The 15,039-nt window shown below is 64.2% G+C and carries 16 protein-coding genes; 10 read left to right on the forward strand and 6 right to left on the reverse strand.

Annotated features, from left to right (window positions below; translation table 11 throughout):
• The first annotated feature begins 78 nt into the window (after positions 1–78).
• Positions 79–2,073 carry an acetate--CoA ligase gene (acs, locus tag ABS45_RS11140; RefSeq protein ID WP_291555599.1) on the forward strand — a complete coding sequence of 665 codons (1,995 nt, stop codon included), beginning with the start codon at positions 79–81 and terminating at the stop codon, positions 2,071–2,073.
• A gap of 320 nt (positions 2,074–2,393) precedes the next feature.
• The gene (locus ABS45_RS11145; protein ID WP_291555600.1) at positions 2,394–3,419 is read left to right on the forward strand and encodes a P1 family peptidase; all 1,026 of its coding nucleotides are present in this window, start codon (positions 2,394–2,396) and stop codon (positions 3,417–3,419) included.
• Positions 3,420–3,479: 60 nt separating this feature from the next.
• On the opposite strand, the gene pssA is transcribed toward ABS45_RS11145, so the two are convergent.
• The 4 genes from pssA to ABS45_RS11165 all read right to left on the reverse strand — a co-directional run bounded on the left by pssA (position 3,480) and on the right by ABS45_RS11165 (position 7,947).
• Positions 3,480–4,313, reverse strand: a complete 834-nt coding sequence (pssA, locus tag ABS45_RS11150) for a CDP-diacylglycerol--serine O-phosphatidyltransferase (protein ID WP_024537229.1) — start codon at positions 4,311–4,313, stop codon at positions 3,480–3,482.
• A 144-nt stretch (positions 4,314–4,457) separates the two neighbouring features.
• The gene (ilvC, locus tag ABS45_RS11155; RefSeq protein WP_024537230.1) at positions 4,458–5,474 is read right to left on the reverse strand and encodes a ketol-acid reductoisomerase; all 1,017 of its coding nucleotides are present in this window, start codon (positions 5,472–5,474) and stop codon (positions 4,458–4,460) included.
• 34 nt (positions 5,475–5,508) lie between these two features.
• Positions 5,509–6,000, reverse strand: a complete 492-nt coding sequence (ilvN, locus tag ABS45_RS11160; RefSeq protein WP_024537231.1) for an acetolactate synthase small subunit — start codon at positions 5,998–6,000, stop codon at positions 5,509–5,511.
• Positions 6,001–6,153: 153 nt separating this feature from the next.
• Positions 6,154–7,947, reverse strand: coding sequence for an acetolactate synthase 3 catalytic subunit (locus ABS45_RS11165; protein ID WP_291555601.1), 1,794 nt, complete (start codon positions 7,945–7,947; stop codon positions 6,154–6,156).
• A 280-nt stretch (positions 7,948–8,227) separates the two neighbouring features.
• On the opposite strand from ABS45_RS11165, the gene ABS45_RS11170 reads away from it, so the two are divergent.
• Genes ABS45_RS11170 through ABS45_RS11195 form a run of 6 tightly spaced genes read left to right on the forward strand, consistent with a single transcriptional unit; the run spans position 8,228 to position 11,794 of the window.
• Positions 8,228–8,803, forward strand: coding sequence for an RNA polymerase sigma factor (locus ABS45_RS11170; RefSeq protein ID WP_291555618.1), 576 nt, complete (start codon positions 8,228–8,230; stop codon positions 8,801–8,803).
• A complete protein-coding gene (locus ABS45_RS11175) occupies positions 8,800–9,258 on the forward strand; it encodes a DUF3619 family protein (protein ID WP_291555602.1) in 459 nt (152 codons plus the stop codon). The genes ABS45_RS11170 and ABS45_RS11175 overlap by 4 nt, the downstream gene beginning before the upstream one ends.
• Before the next feature lie 26 nt (positions 9,259–9,284).
• Complete coding sequence (locus ABS45_RS11180; RefSeq protein WP_291555603.1) at positions 9,285–10,214, forward strand: DUF3106 domain-containing protein; 930 nt, start codon at positions 9,285–9,287, stop codon at positions 10,212–10,214.
• A 52-nt stretch (positions 10,215–10,266) separates the two neighbouring features.
• Positions 10,267–10,791 carry an RDD family protein gene (locus ABS45_RS11185; protein WP_291555604.1) on the forward strand — a complete coding sequence of 175 codons (525 nt, stop codon included), beginning with the start codon at positions 10,267–10,269 and terminating at the stop codon, positions 10,789–10,791.
• 21 nt (positions 10,792–10,812) lie between these two features.
• Complete coding sequence (locus ABS45_RS11190) at positions 10,813–11,208, forward strand: diacylglycerol kinase (protein WP_291555605.1); 396 nt, start codon at positions 10,813–10,815, stop codon at positions 11,206–11,208.
• Positions 11,201–11,794, forward strand: a complete 594-nt coding sequence (locus ABS45_RS11195; RefSeq protein WP_291555606.1) for a TIGR00730 family Rossman fold protein — start codon at positions 11,201–11,203, stop codon at positions 11,792–11,794. The genes ABS45_RS11190 and ABS45_RS11195 overlap by 8 nt, the downstream gene beginning before the upstream one ends.
• A gap of 110 nt (positions 11,795–11,904) precedes the next feature.
• On the opposite strand, the gene ABS45_RS11200 is transcribed toward ABS45_RS11195, so the two are convergent.
• Positions 11,905–12,243: a P-II family nitrogen regulator gene (locus ABS45_RS11200; protein WP_024537238.1), complete on the reverse strand. Its 339-nt coding sequence runs from the start codon at positions 12,241–12,243 to the stop codon at positions 11,905–11,907.
• Positions 12,244–12,339: 96 nt separating this feature from the next.
• On the opposite strand from ABS45_RS11200, the gene ABS45_RS11205 reads away from it, so the two are divergent.
• Entirely contained in the window at positions 12,340–13,536 is a 1,197-nt protein-coding gene (locus ABS45_RS11205; protein WP_291555607.1) for a GNAT family N-acetyltransferase, read from the forward strand.
• Positions 13,537–13,549: 13 nt separating this feature from the next.
• Here the strand turns inward: ABS45_RS11205 and ppa are convergent, their stop codons facing one another.
• Positions 13,550–14,092, reverse strand: coding sequence for an inorganic diphosphatase (gene ppa / locus ABS45_RS11210; protein WP_291555608.1), 543 nt, complete (start codon positions 14,090–14,092; stop codon positions 13,550–13,552).
• A 242-nt stretch (positions 14,093–14,334) separates the two neighbouring features.
• Between ppa and ABS45_RS11215 the strand changes: the two genes are divergently transcribed.
• Positions 14,335–15,039 (forward strand): sodium/proton-translocating pyrophosphatase (locus ABS45_RS11215; RefSeq protein WP_291555609.1); only part of this gene is annotated, 705 nt, incomplete at its 3' end.

Consider the following 15,039-nt stretch of genomic DNA (forward strand, 5'->3'; position numbering starts at 1 on the left):
GTCGCAGTCAGCCGCTTGTAAGTGCAGCGGCCGACAGTCGGACGGTTTGGTTGTTTGTTTTTGACAGGAGACGAATCCATGGCTACTTCTTCTTCGGCGATCGACTCGGTACTGGTCGAGAGTCGCGTTTTTCCGCCTTCCGAGGCCTTGGTCAAGCAGGCCAATATTTCGGGCATGGAGGCCTACAAGGCGATGTGCGCCGAGGCCGACAAGGACTTTGAAGGCTTCTGGGGCAATCTGGCACGCAAGAACATCGTCTGGACCAAGCCTTTCACCCAAGTGCTTGATCAAAGCAACGCGCCGTTCTACAAGTGGTTCGCCGATGGCGAGCTCAACGTCAGCGCCAACTGCCTGGACAAGCACATGGGCACGCCGGTCGAGAACAAGACCGCCATCATCTTCGAGGCCGACGGCGGCGAGGTCACCAAAGTCACCTACAAGGAATTGCTGGCCCGCGTGAGCCAGTTCGCCAACGCGCTCAAGGCGCACGGCATCAAGAAGGGCGACCGCGTCATCCTCTACATGCCGATGACGATCGAAGGCGTGGTGGCGATGCAAGCCTGCGCGCGCCTGGGGATCATTCACAGCGTGGTGTTCGGCGGCTTCTCGGCCAAGGCACTGCAAGACCGCATCGTGGACGTCGGCGCCGTGGCCGTCATCACGGCCAACTACCAGATGCGCGGCGGCAAGGAGATGGCGCTCAAGTCCATCGTCGACGACGCCATTGCCCTGGGCGGCTGCGAGTCGGTGAAGAACGTGTTCGTCTACGAGCGCACCAAAACCGCCTGCGCGATGACCGCCGGGCGCGACCACACCTTCAGCGATATCCTCAAGGGCCAGAGCAGCGAGTGCGCGCCGGTGCCGGTGAATGCCGAGCACCCACTCTACATCCTCTACACCTCGGGCTCCACCGGCAAGCCCAAGGGCGTGCAGCACAGCAGCGGCGGCTACCTGCTGCAAGCCAAGCTGACGATGGACTGGACCTTCGACATCAAGCCGCACGACGTGTTCTGGTGCACCGCCGACATCGGCTGGGTCACCGGCCACAGCTACGTCACCTACGGACCGCTGGCCGCCGGAGCGACCGAAATCGTCTTCGAGGGCATCCCCACCTACCCCAACGCCGGACGCTTCTGGGACATGATCGCGCGCCACAAGTGCTCGGTGTTCTACACCGCACCCACCGCCATCCGCTCGCTCATCAAGGCCTCGGAAGCGGACGACAAGGTGCACCCCAAGTCGTACGACCTCTCCAGCCTGCGCATCATCGGCAGCGTCGGTGAGCCGATCAACCCCGAGGCCTGGGTCTGGTACTACAACCACGTCGGCGGCGGCCGCTGCCCCATCGTCGATACCTACTGGCAGACCGAGACCGGCACGCACATGATCAACCCGCTGCCGGGCGCCACGCCGCTGGTGCCGGGTTCGTGCACGCTGCCGCTGCCCGGCATCTACCCGCTGATCGTCGATGAAACCGGCGAGGAAATGCCCAACGGCAAGGGCGGCATGCTGGCCTACAAGAAGCCCTGGCCCAGCATGATCCGCACCATCTGGGGTGACCCCGAGCGCTTCAAGAAAACCTACTTCCCGCCGGAGATGAAGGGCTACTACTTTGCCGGTGATGGCGCCGTGCGTTCCGAAGACCGCGGCTACTTCCGCGTGACCGGCCGCATCGACGACGTGCTCAACGTCTCGGGTCACCGCCTGGGCACGATGGAAGTCGAATCGGCGCTGGTGGCCAAGACCGATCTGGTGGCCGAAGCCGCCGTGGTGGCGCGCCCCGACGATCTGACGGGCGAGGCCATCTGCGCCTTCGTCGTGCTCAAGCGCCCCATCCCCACGGGCGATGAGGCCAAGGCGATCGCCAAGGAACTGCGCGACTGGGTGGCCAAGGAAATCGGCCCGATCGCCAAGCCCAAGGACATCCGCTTCGGCGAAAACCTGCCCAAGACGCGCTCGGGCAAGATCATGCGCCGCCTGCTGCGATCGCTCGCCAAGGGTGAAGCGATCACGCAGGACACCAGCACGCTGGAGAACCCGCAAATCCTGGAGCAGCTCGCGCACAACAACTGAGCGCGCTGTCATACTTTTCGGCCATCAGGCCTGCCGATTCGAGAGGGTCGGCAGGCCTTTTTTTTTCAACCTGAAAACGGCAGTTGGATGCGCTCATCAGTGCCGTGATCGGTGTGCCAGGCAAGGCGCGAGGACGCAGCGCACTCCTGTGCGCAAGGACGAACAACGCCGCATGGCGCGCCGAGCATGGTGCTGGTGAGTGCATAGCGCTGTCACCCAACAGGTGAATCACGCCGAAGCCGATAAACTCAATGTCAACAACACCTTGTTGACACCAACAAGCGGTCAACTGCCGTTTTCAGGTTCAAGGAGCACAAGGCATGGACGCAGGAGCCATCACCGACGTGGCCGGCATCGAGGTCGGCCATTACACCGAAACCCGTCGCCCCACCGGCTGCAGCGTGGTCATCGCGCGAGATGGCGCCGTGGCGGGCGTGGACGTACGCGGCGCGGCGCCGGGCACGCGCGAGACCGATCTGCTCGACCCCACGCACCTGGTGCCGCACATCCACGCCGTCATGCTGGCCGGCGGCAGTGCCTGGGGGCTGGATGCTGCCAGCGGCGTGATGCGCTGGCTGGAAGAACACGGCATTGGCATGGACGTGGGCACCAGCCTGGTGCCGCTGGTGCCCGCCGCCGTGCTGTTCGACCTGCATGTGGGCGACGCCACGATCCGCCCCGACGCCCAGGCGGGTTACGCGGCCTGCGCCGCCGCCTCGCGCCAGCGCCCGCTTGAGGGTAATGTGGGCGCAGGCACGGGCGCCACCGTGGGCAAGCTCTTTGGCCCCGAGCTGGCGATGAAAAGCGGCATCGGCACGGCCTCGGTGCGCCTGGGCGAAGTGACCGTGGGCGCACTCGTCGCCTGCAATGCGGTGGGCGACGTGGTGGACCCCGCCAACGGCCAGACCGTGGCCGGCGCGCGCACCGCCGACGGCCGCGCGCTGCGCCACTGCACTGCCGCCTTGCTGCGCGGCGAACCCCTGCATTCCTTGCTGGCCGGCACCCACACCACCATCGGCGTGGTGGCCACCGACGCGCCCCTGACCAAGGCCCAGGCCAAGCGCCTGGCGACCACCGCGCACGACGGCCTGGCGCGCAGCATCAACCCGGTACACACGATGATGGATGGCGACACGCTGTTTGCCCTGTCCACCGGCAAGGCCGCCCGCTCGCCCGGCATGGTGGTGCTGGCCGTGATGGCCGCCGAAGCCGTTGCCCGCGCCACGCTGCGCGCCGCGCGCATGGCGCACGGCATCACGCTTGCTGGCGGGCTCTGGCTTCCATCAGCGGGAGATTTGACGCATACGGCTTTGCATTCAAGCGCAGAACAAGGCGGGAAGCCGTAGACAGTGCTGTTGCACGGCAAGGCGAACCAACGCAGTTATGCGTTTGAAGGTGAAGTCGTATCAGTCGTGAAGCCCGCGCTCGTCGGGCTCATCCTTGGAAACGCTGATGACGCTCACCGGTTGACCCTTGGATTTGCGCCAGGCATACAGCGCATAGCCTGAGAGCCCATAGCAGGCAAAAACCATGAACAGCACACTGGGCGGATCGATGTTGATGACGGCAATGCCCAGCGCGATCAGCACCAGCACAACGAAGGGCACGCTCTGGCGCGCCTGCACGTCCTTGAAGCTGTAAAACGGCACGTTGGTGACCATGGTCAGGCCCGCGTACAGCGTGATCGCAAACGCAATCCACGAGGCCTGCGGCCAGCTCAGGTGCCCGCCGATGCCGCGCTGCACGCCGTTGTCCGTCATCAGCCAGATGAAGCCCATCACCAGCGCCGCCGCCGCAGGCGACGGCAGGCCCTGGAAGTAGCGTTTGTCCACCACACCGGTATTGACGTTGAAGCGCGCCAGGCGCAGCGCCGCACAGGCGCAATAAACGAAGGCCGCGATCCAGCCCCAGCGCCCCAGCCCCTTGAGCGCCCACACGTACACGATGAGCGCCGGCGCGGCACCGAACGAGACCATGTCGGCGAGTGAATCCATCTGCTCGCCAAAGGCACTTTGCGTGTTGGTCATGCGCGCGACACGGCCATCGAGACTGTCGAAAATCATGGCCGAAAACACGCCCATGGCAGACTGGTCAAAGCGCCCGTTGATGGCCATGACGATGGCGTAGAAGCCGCTGAACAGCGCCGCCAGCGTAAACAGATTGGGCAGGATGTAGATGCCCTTGCGGCGCTTGCGCACCACGGCCTCGGCGTCCTGGCTCGACTCATCAATAGAAGGCATATACCAACCAATCCCTTTTACATAAAGCGTCAAAAGCTATGTTTTTTGATAGCCAGAGCGCTGCGGCAGTCGCCACAGTTTAGCGATCGCCCGGACGCAAAAAGGCCACCGCGATGGTGGCCTTTGCGTGCCCGGGCGCCGGCTTCAGTTGCGGCTGCGATCGACCAGCTTGTTCTTGGCGATCCAGGGCATCATCGAGCGCAGCTTGTCGCCCACGATCTCGATCTGGTGCGCCGCCATGTTGCGCCGGCGTGCGGTCATGCTCGGGTAGCCGGTGCGGCCTTCCAGGATGAACTGCTTGGCGTAGTCGCCGTTCTGGATGTTTTTCAGCGCCTCACGCATCGCGGCGCGCGACTGCTCGTTCACCACGCGCGGGCCGGTCACGTACTCGCCGTACTCGGCATTGTTGCTGATCGAGTAGTTCATGTTGGCGATACCGCCTTCATAAATCAGGTCAACGATCAGCTTCAGCTCGTGCAGGCACTCGAAATAGGCCATCTCGGGCGCGTAACCGGCTTCCACCAGCGTCTCGAAGCCCATTTTCACCAATTCCACCGCGCCGCCGCACAGCACGGCCTGCTCGCCGAACAGATCGGTTTCGGTTTCTTCCTTGAAGTTGGTCTCGATGATGCCGGCCTTGCCGCCACCATTGGCCATGGCATAGGACAGCGCCAGGTCGCGTGCACGTCCGCTCTTGTCCTGGTGCACCGCCACCAGATGCGGCACGCCGCCGCCCTGGGTGTAGGTGTTGCGCACGGTGTGGCCGGGGGCCTTGGGAGCCACCATCCAGACATCCAGATCGGCGCGCGGCACGACCTGGTTGTAGTGCACGTTGAAACCGTGGGCAAACGCCAGCGACCCGCCCTGCTTGATGTTGGGCTCGACGTGGTTGCTGTACACATCCGCAATTTGCTCGTCGGGCAGCAACATCATGACCACATCGGCCGCCTTGACGGCAGCATCCACTTCCAGCACCGTGAGACCGGCCTTGCCGACCTTGTCCCAGCTCGCTCCACCCTTGCGCAGGCCGACGACGACCTTGACGCCGCTGTCGTTGAGGTTCTGCGCATGCGCATGGCCCTGGCTGCCGTAGCCGATGATGGCAACGGTCTTGCCCTTGATGAGGGACAGATCACAGTCCTTGTCGTAGAAAACTTTCATGGTTGCTCCGGTTGAAATGGGTAAAAAAGAGGTATCAGACGCGCAACACGCGTTCGCCGCGGCCTATGCCGCTCAGGCCCGTGCGCACGGTCTCAAGGATGGCCGACCGATCGATCGCCTGCAGAAAGGCTTCGGTCTTCTGCTGGTCGCCGGTGATCTCTATCGTATAGCTCTTGTCGGTCACGTCGATGATGCGGCCGCGAAAGATGTCTGCCATGCGCTTGAGCTCTTCGCGCTCCTTGCCTACGGCACGCACCTTGACCATCATCAGCTCGCGCTCGGCGTAGGCGCCCTCGCTCAAATCGACGACCTTGACGACTTCGATCAGGCGATTGAGATGCTTGGTGATCTGCTCGATCACCTCTTCCGAGCCATGCGTCTGGATCGTCATGCGCGAGAGCGACGGGTCTTCCGTCGGCGCCACGGTCAGCGATTCGATGTTGTAGCCACGGGCAGAGAACAGCCCGACGACGCGCGAAAGCGCGCCGGCTTCGTTTTCCAGCAATACTGCGATGATGTGTTTCATGATGAGATTCCTCTTCTTGCTGCCCTCCCCCGGCGCCGGTAAGCGCCAGGCTCGGCAGGCAATAGATTCGTCGAAAAAATGCGGTTGGGCGTTCAGCGTTCAGGGTTGGGCGTGATCGCTCAACGCCAAACACTCAACACCAAACCCTTGTACTCAAAGGTCTTCCGACCCCAGCAGCATCTCCGTGATGCCCTTGCCGGCTTGCACCATGGGGAAGACGTTCTCGGTCGGGTCGGTGCGGATATCGAGGAACACGGTGCGATCCTTGAGCTTGCGCGCCTCGCGCAGTGCGCCTTCCACGTCCTGCGGGCGCTCGACCAGCAGGCCGACATGGCCATAAGCCTCGGCCAGCTTGACGAAGTTGGGCAGCGCGTCCATGTAGGTCTGGCTGTAGCGCCCGGCGTACTGGATCTCCTGCCACTGGCGCACCATGCCCAGGTAGCGGTTGTTCAGCGCCACGATCTTGATCGGCGTGTGGTACTGCTGGCAGGTGGAGAGCTCCTGGATGTTCATCTGCACCGAGCCTTCGCCGGTGATGCAGAACACCTCGCTCTGCGGCTTGGCGAGCTTGATACCCATGGCGTACGGAATGCCCACGCCCATGGTGCCCAGGCCGCCCGAATTGATCCAGCGGCGCGGCTCGTCAAAGCGGTAGTACTGCGCCGCCCACATCTGGTGCTGCCCGACGTCCGAGGTGATGTAGGTATCCGTGCCCTTGGTCATGTTCCACAGGGTGTCCACGACAAACTGCGGCTTGATGACCTCGGTGTTGCCACGGTCGTAGGCAAGGCAGTCGCGCCCGCGCCATTCTTCGATCTGGCTCCACCAGGCAGCCAGTGCCTTGGCATCGGGCTTGGTTGCGGCATCACGCACCATGGAGATCAGCTCCGCCAGCACTTCCTTCACATCGCCGACGATGGGCACATCCACGCGCACGCGCTTGGAAATGCTCGACGGGTCGATGTCGATATGGATGATCTTGCGTTCACGCTGCGCAAAATGCTTGGGGTTGCCGATCACGCGATCGTCAAAGCGCGCGCCCACGGCCAGCAGCACGTCACAGTTCTGCATCGCGTTGTTCGCTTCATAGGTGCCATGCATGCCCAGCATGCCGACGAACTTGCGGTCGCTCGCCGGGTAGGCACCCAGACCCATCAGCGTATGCGTGACCGGGTAGCCCAGCAGATCCACCAGCGTGCGCAGCTCCTGGCAGGCATTGCCCAGCAACACGCCGCCGCCGGTATAGATATACGGGCGCTTGGCGCTCAGCAGCAACTGCAGCGCCTTGCGGATCTGCCCCGCATGGCCCTTCTTCACCGGGTTGTACGAGCGCATCTCCACCGTCTCGGGATAGCCGGTGAAGGTGGTCTTGTTGAGCGAGACATCCTTGGGAATATCCACCACCACCGGACCGGGCCGGCCGGTGCGCGCGATGTGAAAGGCCTTCTTCATCGTCAGCGCCAGATCGCGCACGTCCTTGACGAGGAAGTTGTGCTTGACGATGGGGCGCGTGATGCCGACGGTGTCGCACTCCTGGAAGGCATCGAGGCCGATCGCCGCCGTCGGCACCTGGCCCGCGATGATGACCATGGGGATGGAATCCATGTAGGCGGTGGCGATACCCGTCACCGCGTTGGTCAGCCCCGGCCCGGAAGTGACCAGCGCCACCCCGACATCGCCCGTGGCGCGGGCATAGCCATCGGCCGCGTGCACCGCCGCCTGTTCGTGGCGCACCAGCACGTGCTGTATCGACTCTTCCTTGTACAGCGCGTCGTAGATGTAGAGCACCGCGCCACCGGGGTAGCCCCAGATGTGCTTCACGCCTTCGGCGGTCAGCGCGCGCATGAGGATTTCGGCGCCCATCAATTCAGCGGGTGCAGCGCCCGAATGCGCGGCACCATCGGCGGCCGCAGCTGCTTTTGCCATTTCGGCTTTGGAGATTTCCATGATCAACCTTTGCGAATTTCTCTGACGAAAAACCTTGGGTGCCCCTCGGTCGAGCCCTTGTGGGGCCGCGTCGGGACTTGAGGTCTCGGCCATGGACGCGGGCTGTCGTGCGCCGAGCCGGGACCCGTTTGCTTCGTTAAAACCAAGACCGCATTATTGCACTGCAGCATCGATTTGCGTGTGCGCGGTCCCAAAAACGCAACACGATGGGATAATCCGGCGCGTCGCAGCACAGTGCGCGGCGACGCATCCCGGTTCCCGACAGCGGGAATTTTCGTCTTTGGCCACCGAACAAGAGCTCTCCGACTTCCTCAAAAGCGTGGAAAGGCGTGCATTCAAGCGCACCGTCTACCATGTGCGCGACGAGGAAGCGGCGCTGGACATCGTGCAGGACAGCATGCTCAAGCTGTCGGTGCACTATGGCGACAAGCCGCCGGCAGAGTTGCCCATGCTGTTTCAGCGCATCCTCTCCAATTGCACCCTGGACTGGTTTCGGCGCCAGAAGACGCGCAAGGCGCTGTTCACCAACATGAGCGAATTCGAGAGGCCGGGGGACGACGGCCAGGATTTCGATCTGCTGGAAAGCCTGATCGCTCCCGCCGCGTCGGATAATGAAGCGACGCAAAGCCCGGAAGACGCCGTCAAGATGACGCAGACCGTGCAGGCGATAGAAGCTGCGATCGAACAACTGCCGCCGCGTCAACGCGAGGCATTTTTGCTGCGTTACTGGGAAGATATGGATGTTGCGGAGACCGCCGCGGCGATGGGTTGCTCCGAAGGCAGTGTGAAAACGCATTGCTTTCGCGCTGTCCAGACCCTGAGCAAGCTGCTGCAGGCCCAAGGAATTGCACCATGAACGACACTGCCGTCACTCTCACTCCCCGTGCGGATGCCTTCGCGCGCCGCATTGCCGCGCGCCTCACGCAAGCGGGCGATCATCTGCACCACGATATCGCCGAGCGCCTGCGCGCCGCGCGCGTGCGGGCCGTTGGCCAGCGCAAGCGCCCGGCAATACCACAAAAACTGTATTTGCACCCAGTCGTCGCCGTCACAACCCAGGGCGCGACCGCCACACTGGGTGCCGGCGAGGGTGAGAGCGGAGGCCGCCATTGGGGTCGGGCGCTGGTCTCCGGCGCCTGGATCGCCGCACTGCTGATCGGCTTGGCCTGGGTGCACCATACGCAGATGGAAAGCGTCGCGAGTGAAATCAGCGAGATCGATACCGCCCTGCTCACCGACGACCTCCCACCCGCCGCGTACACCGACCCCGGGTTTGCACAATTCATCAAATCCAGCCGTACGGATCACTGATTTTCGCCCCGCCGCACGCCGACTGCATGGCAGCACCGCCTTCGCCTCCTGACTCTTCCCCCACCAACAACGCGCACACCGCCATCCTGGCGCTGGCACTGGCGCTGTGGGTGGCGTTCGTGTTCGCTGGCGGATGGGCGGTTTCGCGGGTCAAGGCGCTTCCGGGCGTCACGCTGCCGGTGTCACGGCCGGCGCCGGCCAGGTTCCAGCCCCGCGCGCCCGCCCCGCCACCGCTTCCCGTCGTCGAGGAAACCGGTCCATCCTGGAACAGCTTGACCAGTGCGCAGCAAACCGCGCTCGGGCCCTTGCAACCGCACTGGAGTACGCTGAGCGAAGCCCAGAAGCAGCAGTGGATGGCGCTGGCGCAGCGCTTTCCCAAGTTCTCCCACGCCAACCAGGAAAAGCTGCAGACGCGCATGGCCGCCTGGGCCGCGCTGTCGCCCGAGCAGCGCAACCGCGCCCGGCTGAATTTTGCCGCTACGCGCAAGGTCGCGCCCCCTGCCCGGCAGGAGCAGTGGGACGCCTACCAGGCCCTGAGCGAAGAGGCGAGGCACGAGCTGGCCGTTCAGGCGCCACCCGCGCCGCAGGGCGCTGCCATCGCGGTACGGCCCGTGCCGGAACACAGATTTGCCAAGGTACCCGCAGCCACCGGCCCTGCGGCCGCTGCGCCCAACCCACCCAAGATTTTGCCGCCCGTGGTGGACATGGTCCCGGTACCGGTGCCAGCGCGCGCCAGTACAGCCCCTGCGCCTGAGCCCGCGCCGCCCGTATCCGCACCCCTCGTCGAGACGACGCCGGTTGAAACCCCGTCCGCCAAAGGTGAGCCCCTGCCTTCGCTGGACGAGAATGCCGCTCCCGCAGATCCGGCGCCCGCACCCGAATCCGCGGCACCGGACCTAGCCGCCACGCCCGGCACCGAAGCCGAACCTGCCGCTCCCGCGCAGCCGGCGCAGTAACATCGCGCGTTTGCGGACCCGCGCCGCAACGCTCCATCACCCGACAGCCACCTTGGACTCCACCCCCCCGGACCCCACCTCAAGCGCGCTGCAAGCCCCCGCCCTGTCGCGGCGCATGGCCTGCTGGCTCTACGAAGGCATGCTGATGTTCGGCCTGGTCTTCATTGCGGACTACCTGTTCGACACCCTGAGCCAGTCGCGCCACGCGCTGGCGCACCGGGGGCTGCGCATGGGCTATCTGTTCGTGGTGTTCGGCATTTACTTTGGCTGGTTCTGGTCACGCGGGCAGACGCTGGCACAAAAAACCTGGCACATCCGCGTTGTCGATACCCAGGGGCAGCGCGTGTCCCAGGGCCGTGCCGTGCTGCGCTACATGCTCTCCTGGCTCTGGTTCCTGCCGCCGCTGGCCGCCTACAGCCTGGGGCTGGGCCTGGTCACCACGCTGGCGCTGCTGGTGCTGTGGATCGCGCTCTGGGCGCTGGCCAGCCGATTGCACCCGCAGCAGCAGTTCTGGCACGACCAGCTGGCCGGAACGCGGCTGATCCACTGGCGCGCACCGCCACGCCAGCCGCACTGAACCAGCGCTTCTCCCACCCGCATGCCGCCACCCGACTCCCATCCGCACCGCAGCCGCACCGGCCTTTCCCGCCTGTGGCATGCCACCGGCTATTCCATTGCCGGGCTGCGCGCCGCCTGGAGCGAGAAGGCCTTCCGCCAGGAGGTGCTGATCGCCATCGTCCTGCTGCCGCTGGCATTCTGGCTGGGGCAAGGCTGGCTGGAAACGGTTGTCCTCCTCAGCGTCACAGTGCTGGTGCTGATCACCGAGCTGCTCAATTCCGCCGTCGAAGCCGCGATTGATCGCTTCGGGGGTGAGCTGCACCCCCTCTCCAAGCGCGCCAAAGACCTGGGCAGTGCAGCCGTTTTGCTCTCGCTTTTGATAGCTGCTGGCGCATGGCTGATAGCCGCTTACCATCGATTTTCCTCTCATGTCTGATCCTGCCTTCTCACTCTGTGTGTATCTGGGTTCACGCCCCGGCAACAACCCCTTGTTCATCGAGGCGGCCAAGCAGACGGGGCGGTGGATAGGCGAGCACCAGGGCCAGCTCATCTATGGCGGCGGCAACAGCGGCCTGATGGGCATGCTGGCGCAAGCGACCAAAGCGGCAGGGGGTCGCGTGGTCGGCATCATCCCGCAAGCGCTGGTGCACAAGGAACTGGCCAACCACGATTGCGATGAGCTGCATGTGGTAGATACCATGCACGAGCGCAAGGCCATGATGGCCGAGCGCAGCGACGCCTTTCTCGCCCTTCCCGGCGGCATAGGCACGCTGGAAGAGCTGTTCGAAGTCTGGACCTGGCGCCAGCTCGGTTACCACGACAAACCGATAGGCGTGCTCGATGCGGATGGCTACTACCGCCAGATGCTGGGTTTTCTGCAGCACTCGGTGGAAAGCGGCTTCATGGGCCAGTGGCAAATGGAGCTGGTGCGCGTGGGCAGCGACGTTCCCGCATTGCTGGCCGCGCTGGTGCAGGAAGCCGGCCTGCCGCGCGACACCAAGCCGCTGCGCAGCGTGATCTGATCCGTCTCATTTCAACTCCAGATCGATCGAGCACGCGAAGGCGAAGCGCCGACAGTGCTGTCGCACGGCAAGCGAAGCTGACAAAGTGATCGGTTGATCTGGAAACGGGATCAGATCGCCGCCTCGTCCAGATCTCCGGTACGGATGCGGATCACGCGCTGTACCGGCGTGACGAAAATCTTGCCGTCGCCGATCTTGCCGGTGCGCGCCGCGGCGATGATGGCGTCGACGCAGCGCTCCACGTCGTCATCGCGCACCACCACCTCTATCTTGATCTTGGGCAGAAAATCCACCACGTATTCCGCGCCGCGGTAAAGCTCGGTATGGCCCTTCTGCCGGCCAAAGCCCTTGACCTCGGTGACAGTGAGGCCGGTGGCGCCGCAGGCGGCCAGCGACTCGCGCACCTCGTCGAGCTTGAAGGGTTTGATGACAGCTGTGATCATCTGCATGGCATGGGTTCCTGAAGTGGCTGACCGGTTGGCTCCGGCCTTGGTTACGCCGTCTATTATCGCAACGCGGCACAACCGCCCTACCCGCAGACCACCTTGCCCGACTACACGTTAGAGGTGCACCCATCGGTGCACGCCATTGACCCCGCTGCCTGGGATGCGCTGCTGGCGCGCCAGGCGCACCCTTCGCCCTTCATGCGCCATGCCTATCTGGCAGCGCTGCAGGACAGCGGCAGCGCCACATCGCGCACCGGCTGGGCTGCGCGCTACTTTGCGCTGTGGCAGGGCGATGTACTCGCCGCTGCCTGCGTGCTTTACCTGAAAGCGCACTCACGCGGCGAGTACGTGTTTGACTGGGCCTGGGCCGATGCCTATGCCCGCCACGGGCTGACCTACTACCCCAAGGCCGTGGTCGCCGTGCCGTTCACGCCCGTCCCGGGCACGCGACTGCTGGCACGCGATGGCGAGGCGCGCCAGATGCTGCTGCAGCAACTGATCACCTGGTGCCGGGAGCAGCACCTGTCCTCGCTACACCTGCTGTTTGCCGCCGAGGAGGACATCGCCAGCGCCCGCCAGGCCGGGCTGATGTTGCGCCATACCGTGCAGTTCCATTGGCACAACCGGCATCCGCAGCAACACAAACCCTTCTCGGATTTTGATGATTTCCTGATGTCGCTGTCGCAGGGCAAGCGCAAGAAGATCCGCCAGGAGCGCCGCCGCGTCGCCGATGCGGGCGTACGCTTTCGCGTCTGCCGCGGCACGGAGATCAGCGCTGCGGACTGGGATTTCTTTTATGCCTGCTACGACCGCACCTATTGGGAGCACGGCAACCCGCCCTACCTCACGCGCGACTTCTTTGCGCGTACCGCGCACCAGATGCCCGAGCTGTGGCTGCTCTTCATCGCCGAGCGCGACGGCCACCCCGTTGCTTCCAGTTTGATAGCTATTGGCGCTGAACCATCCAGCGATAAAAACGAATTCGGCATGCAAACCGTTGCCTACGGCCGCTACTGGGGCGCGCTGGAGCGCGTGGATTGCCTGCACTTCGATGCCTGCTACTACCAGCCGATCGCGTGGTGCATTGCCAATGGCGTCGCGCGCTTCGAGGGCGGCGCGCAAGGTGAGCACAAACTGGCGCGGGCGCTGTTGCCGACGCAGGCCACCAGTGCCCACTGGCTGGCCCACCCCGGCTTTGCCCATGCGGTGGACGAATACCTGCAGCGCGAGCGCGAAGGCATGGAGCACTACATGGACCAGCTGCAGGCGCACAGCCCGTTCAGGCACGAGGCCTGACGCACCCGGGCCGTCAGGCTTTGGCCTTGGCCTGGGCGTAGTTCGCCACCCCGTCCATCAGCTCTTTTTGCGCCGCTGCCACGCCTTCCCAGCCCAGCACCTTGACCCATTTGCCGGCTTCCAGATCCTTGTAGTGTTCGAAAAAGTGGCTGATGGCTTTCAGGCGCATGGGGTTCACGTCTTCCACCGTCTTCCAGCCCTCGTACATCTTGAGCACCTTGGACGAGGGCACGGCGAGAATCTTGCCGTCGATGCCGGCTTCGTCTTCCATCTTCAGAATGCCGAGGGGGCGGCAAACCACGCCCACGCCCGGCAGCAGCGGGTAGGGCGTGATAACGAGCACGTCCACCGGATCGCCGTCGCCCGACAGCGTCTGCGGCACATAGCCGTAGTTACATGGGTAGTACATCGCCACCGTGAGGAAGCGATCGACGAAGACGGTGCTGGTCTCCTTGTCCACCTCATACTTGATCGGGTCGGACTCGGCGGGAATCTCGATGATGACGTTGAAAAGATCGGGAAGCTTGTTCCCGGGGCTCACTTGATTGAGGGCCATGGTGTGGTTTGCCTGTGTTGAAAAATGGGATTGTCAGGGTTTTCCCGAGCACAAAACATGCCACGGATTCTAAGAAACCCGGCTTGCACCAGGCTTGCATGCGGTAAGGCGGTGCAAATCGCAGTAAATTAGCGCTGTTGGCCAATCACCTCCGATTGTCGGACGTCGAGGAAGCAACGCGGTGGAAGCACTTCCCAAGCGTTGCGCTTCCGGCAATGACAATCACAAAAGGAGAGTTGAGAATGCCTCAATCGGCAGAGCTGACAACGCCACTGATACTGGCCCTGGTTTGCGGGGTGATCGCGGTGGTTTACGGCCTGTGGGCCCGTGGCTGGATTCTGGCCAAGGACGCAGGCAACGCGCGCATGCAGGAGATCGCAGGCGCCATCCAGCAGGGGGCGGCAGCCTATCTGGGCAAGCAGTACAAGACCATCGCCATCGTCGGCGTGGTGCTGGCCATCCTGATTGCCCTGTTCCTTGACGGCATCACGGCGGCCGGTTTTGTCGTCGGCGCGGTGCTCTCGGGTGCCTGCGGCTTCATCGGCATGAACGTCTCGGTGCGCGCCAACGTGCGCACCGCGCAGGCGGCCACGCAAGGCATAGGCCCGGCGCTGGATGTCGCTTTCCGCGGCGGCGCGATCACCGGCATGCTGGTGGTGGGCCTGGGCCTGCTGGGCGTCACCGGCTTTTACTGGTTCCTCGGCGGCCCGGCCGCCGACAGCCACGCGCTCAATCCGCTGATCGGCCTGGCCTTCGGCTCCTCGCTGATCTCGATCTTCGCGCGGCTCGGCGGCGGCATCTTCACCAAGGGCGCCGACGTGGGCGCCGACCTGGTGGGCAAGGTGGAAGCCGGCATCCCCGAGGACGACCCGCGCAACCCGGCGGTGATCGCCGACAACGTGGGCGACAACGTGGGCGACTGCGCCGGCATGGCGGCCGACCTGTTC

The sequence above is a fragment of the Comamonas sp. SCN 65-56 genome (assembly GCF_001724135.1).
Taxonomy (GTDB): Bacteria; Pseudomonadota; Gammaproteobacteria; order Burkholderiales; family Burkholderiaceae_C; genus Comamonas_C.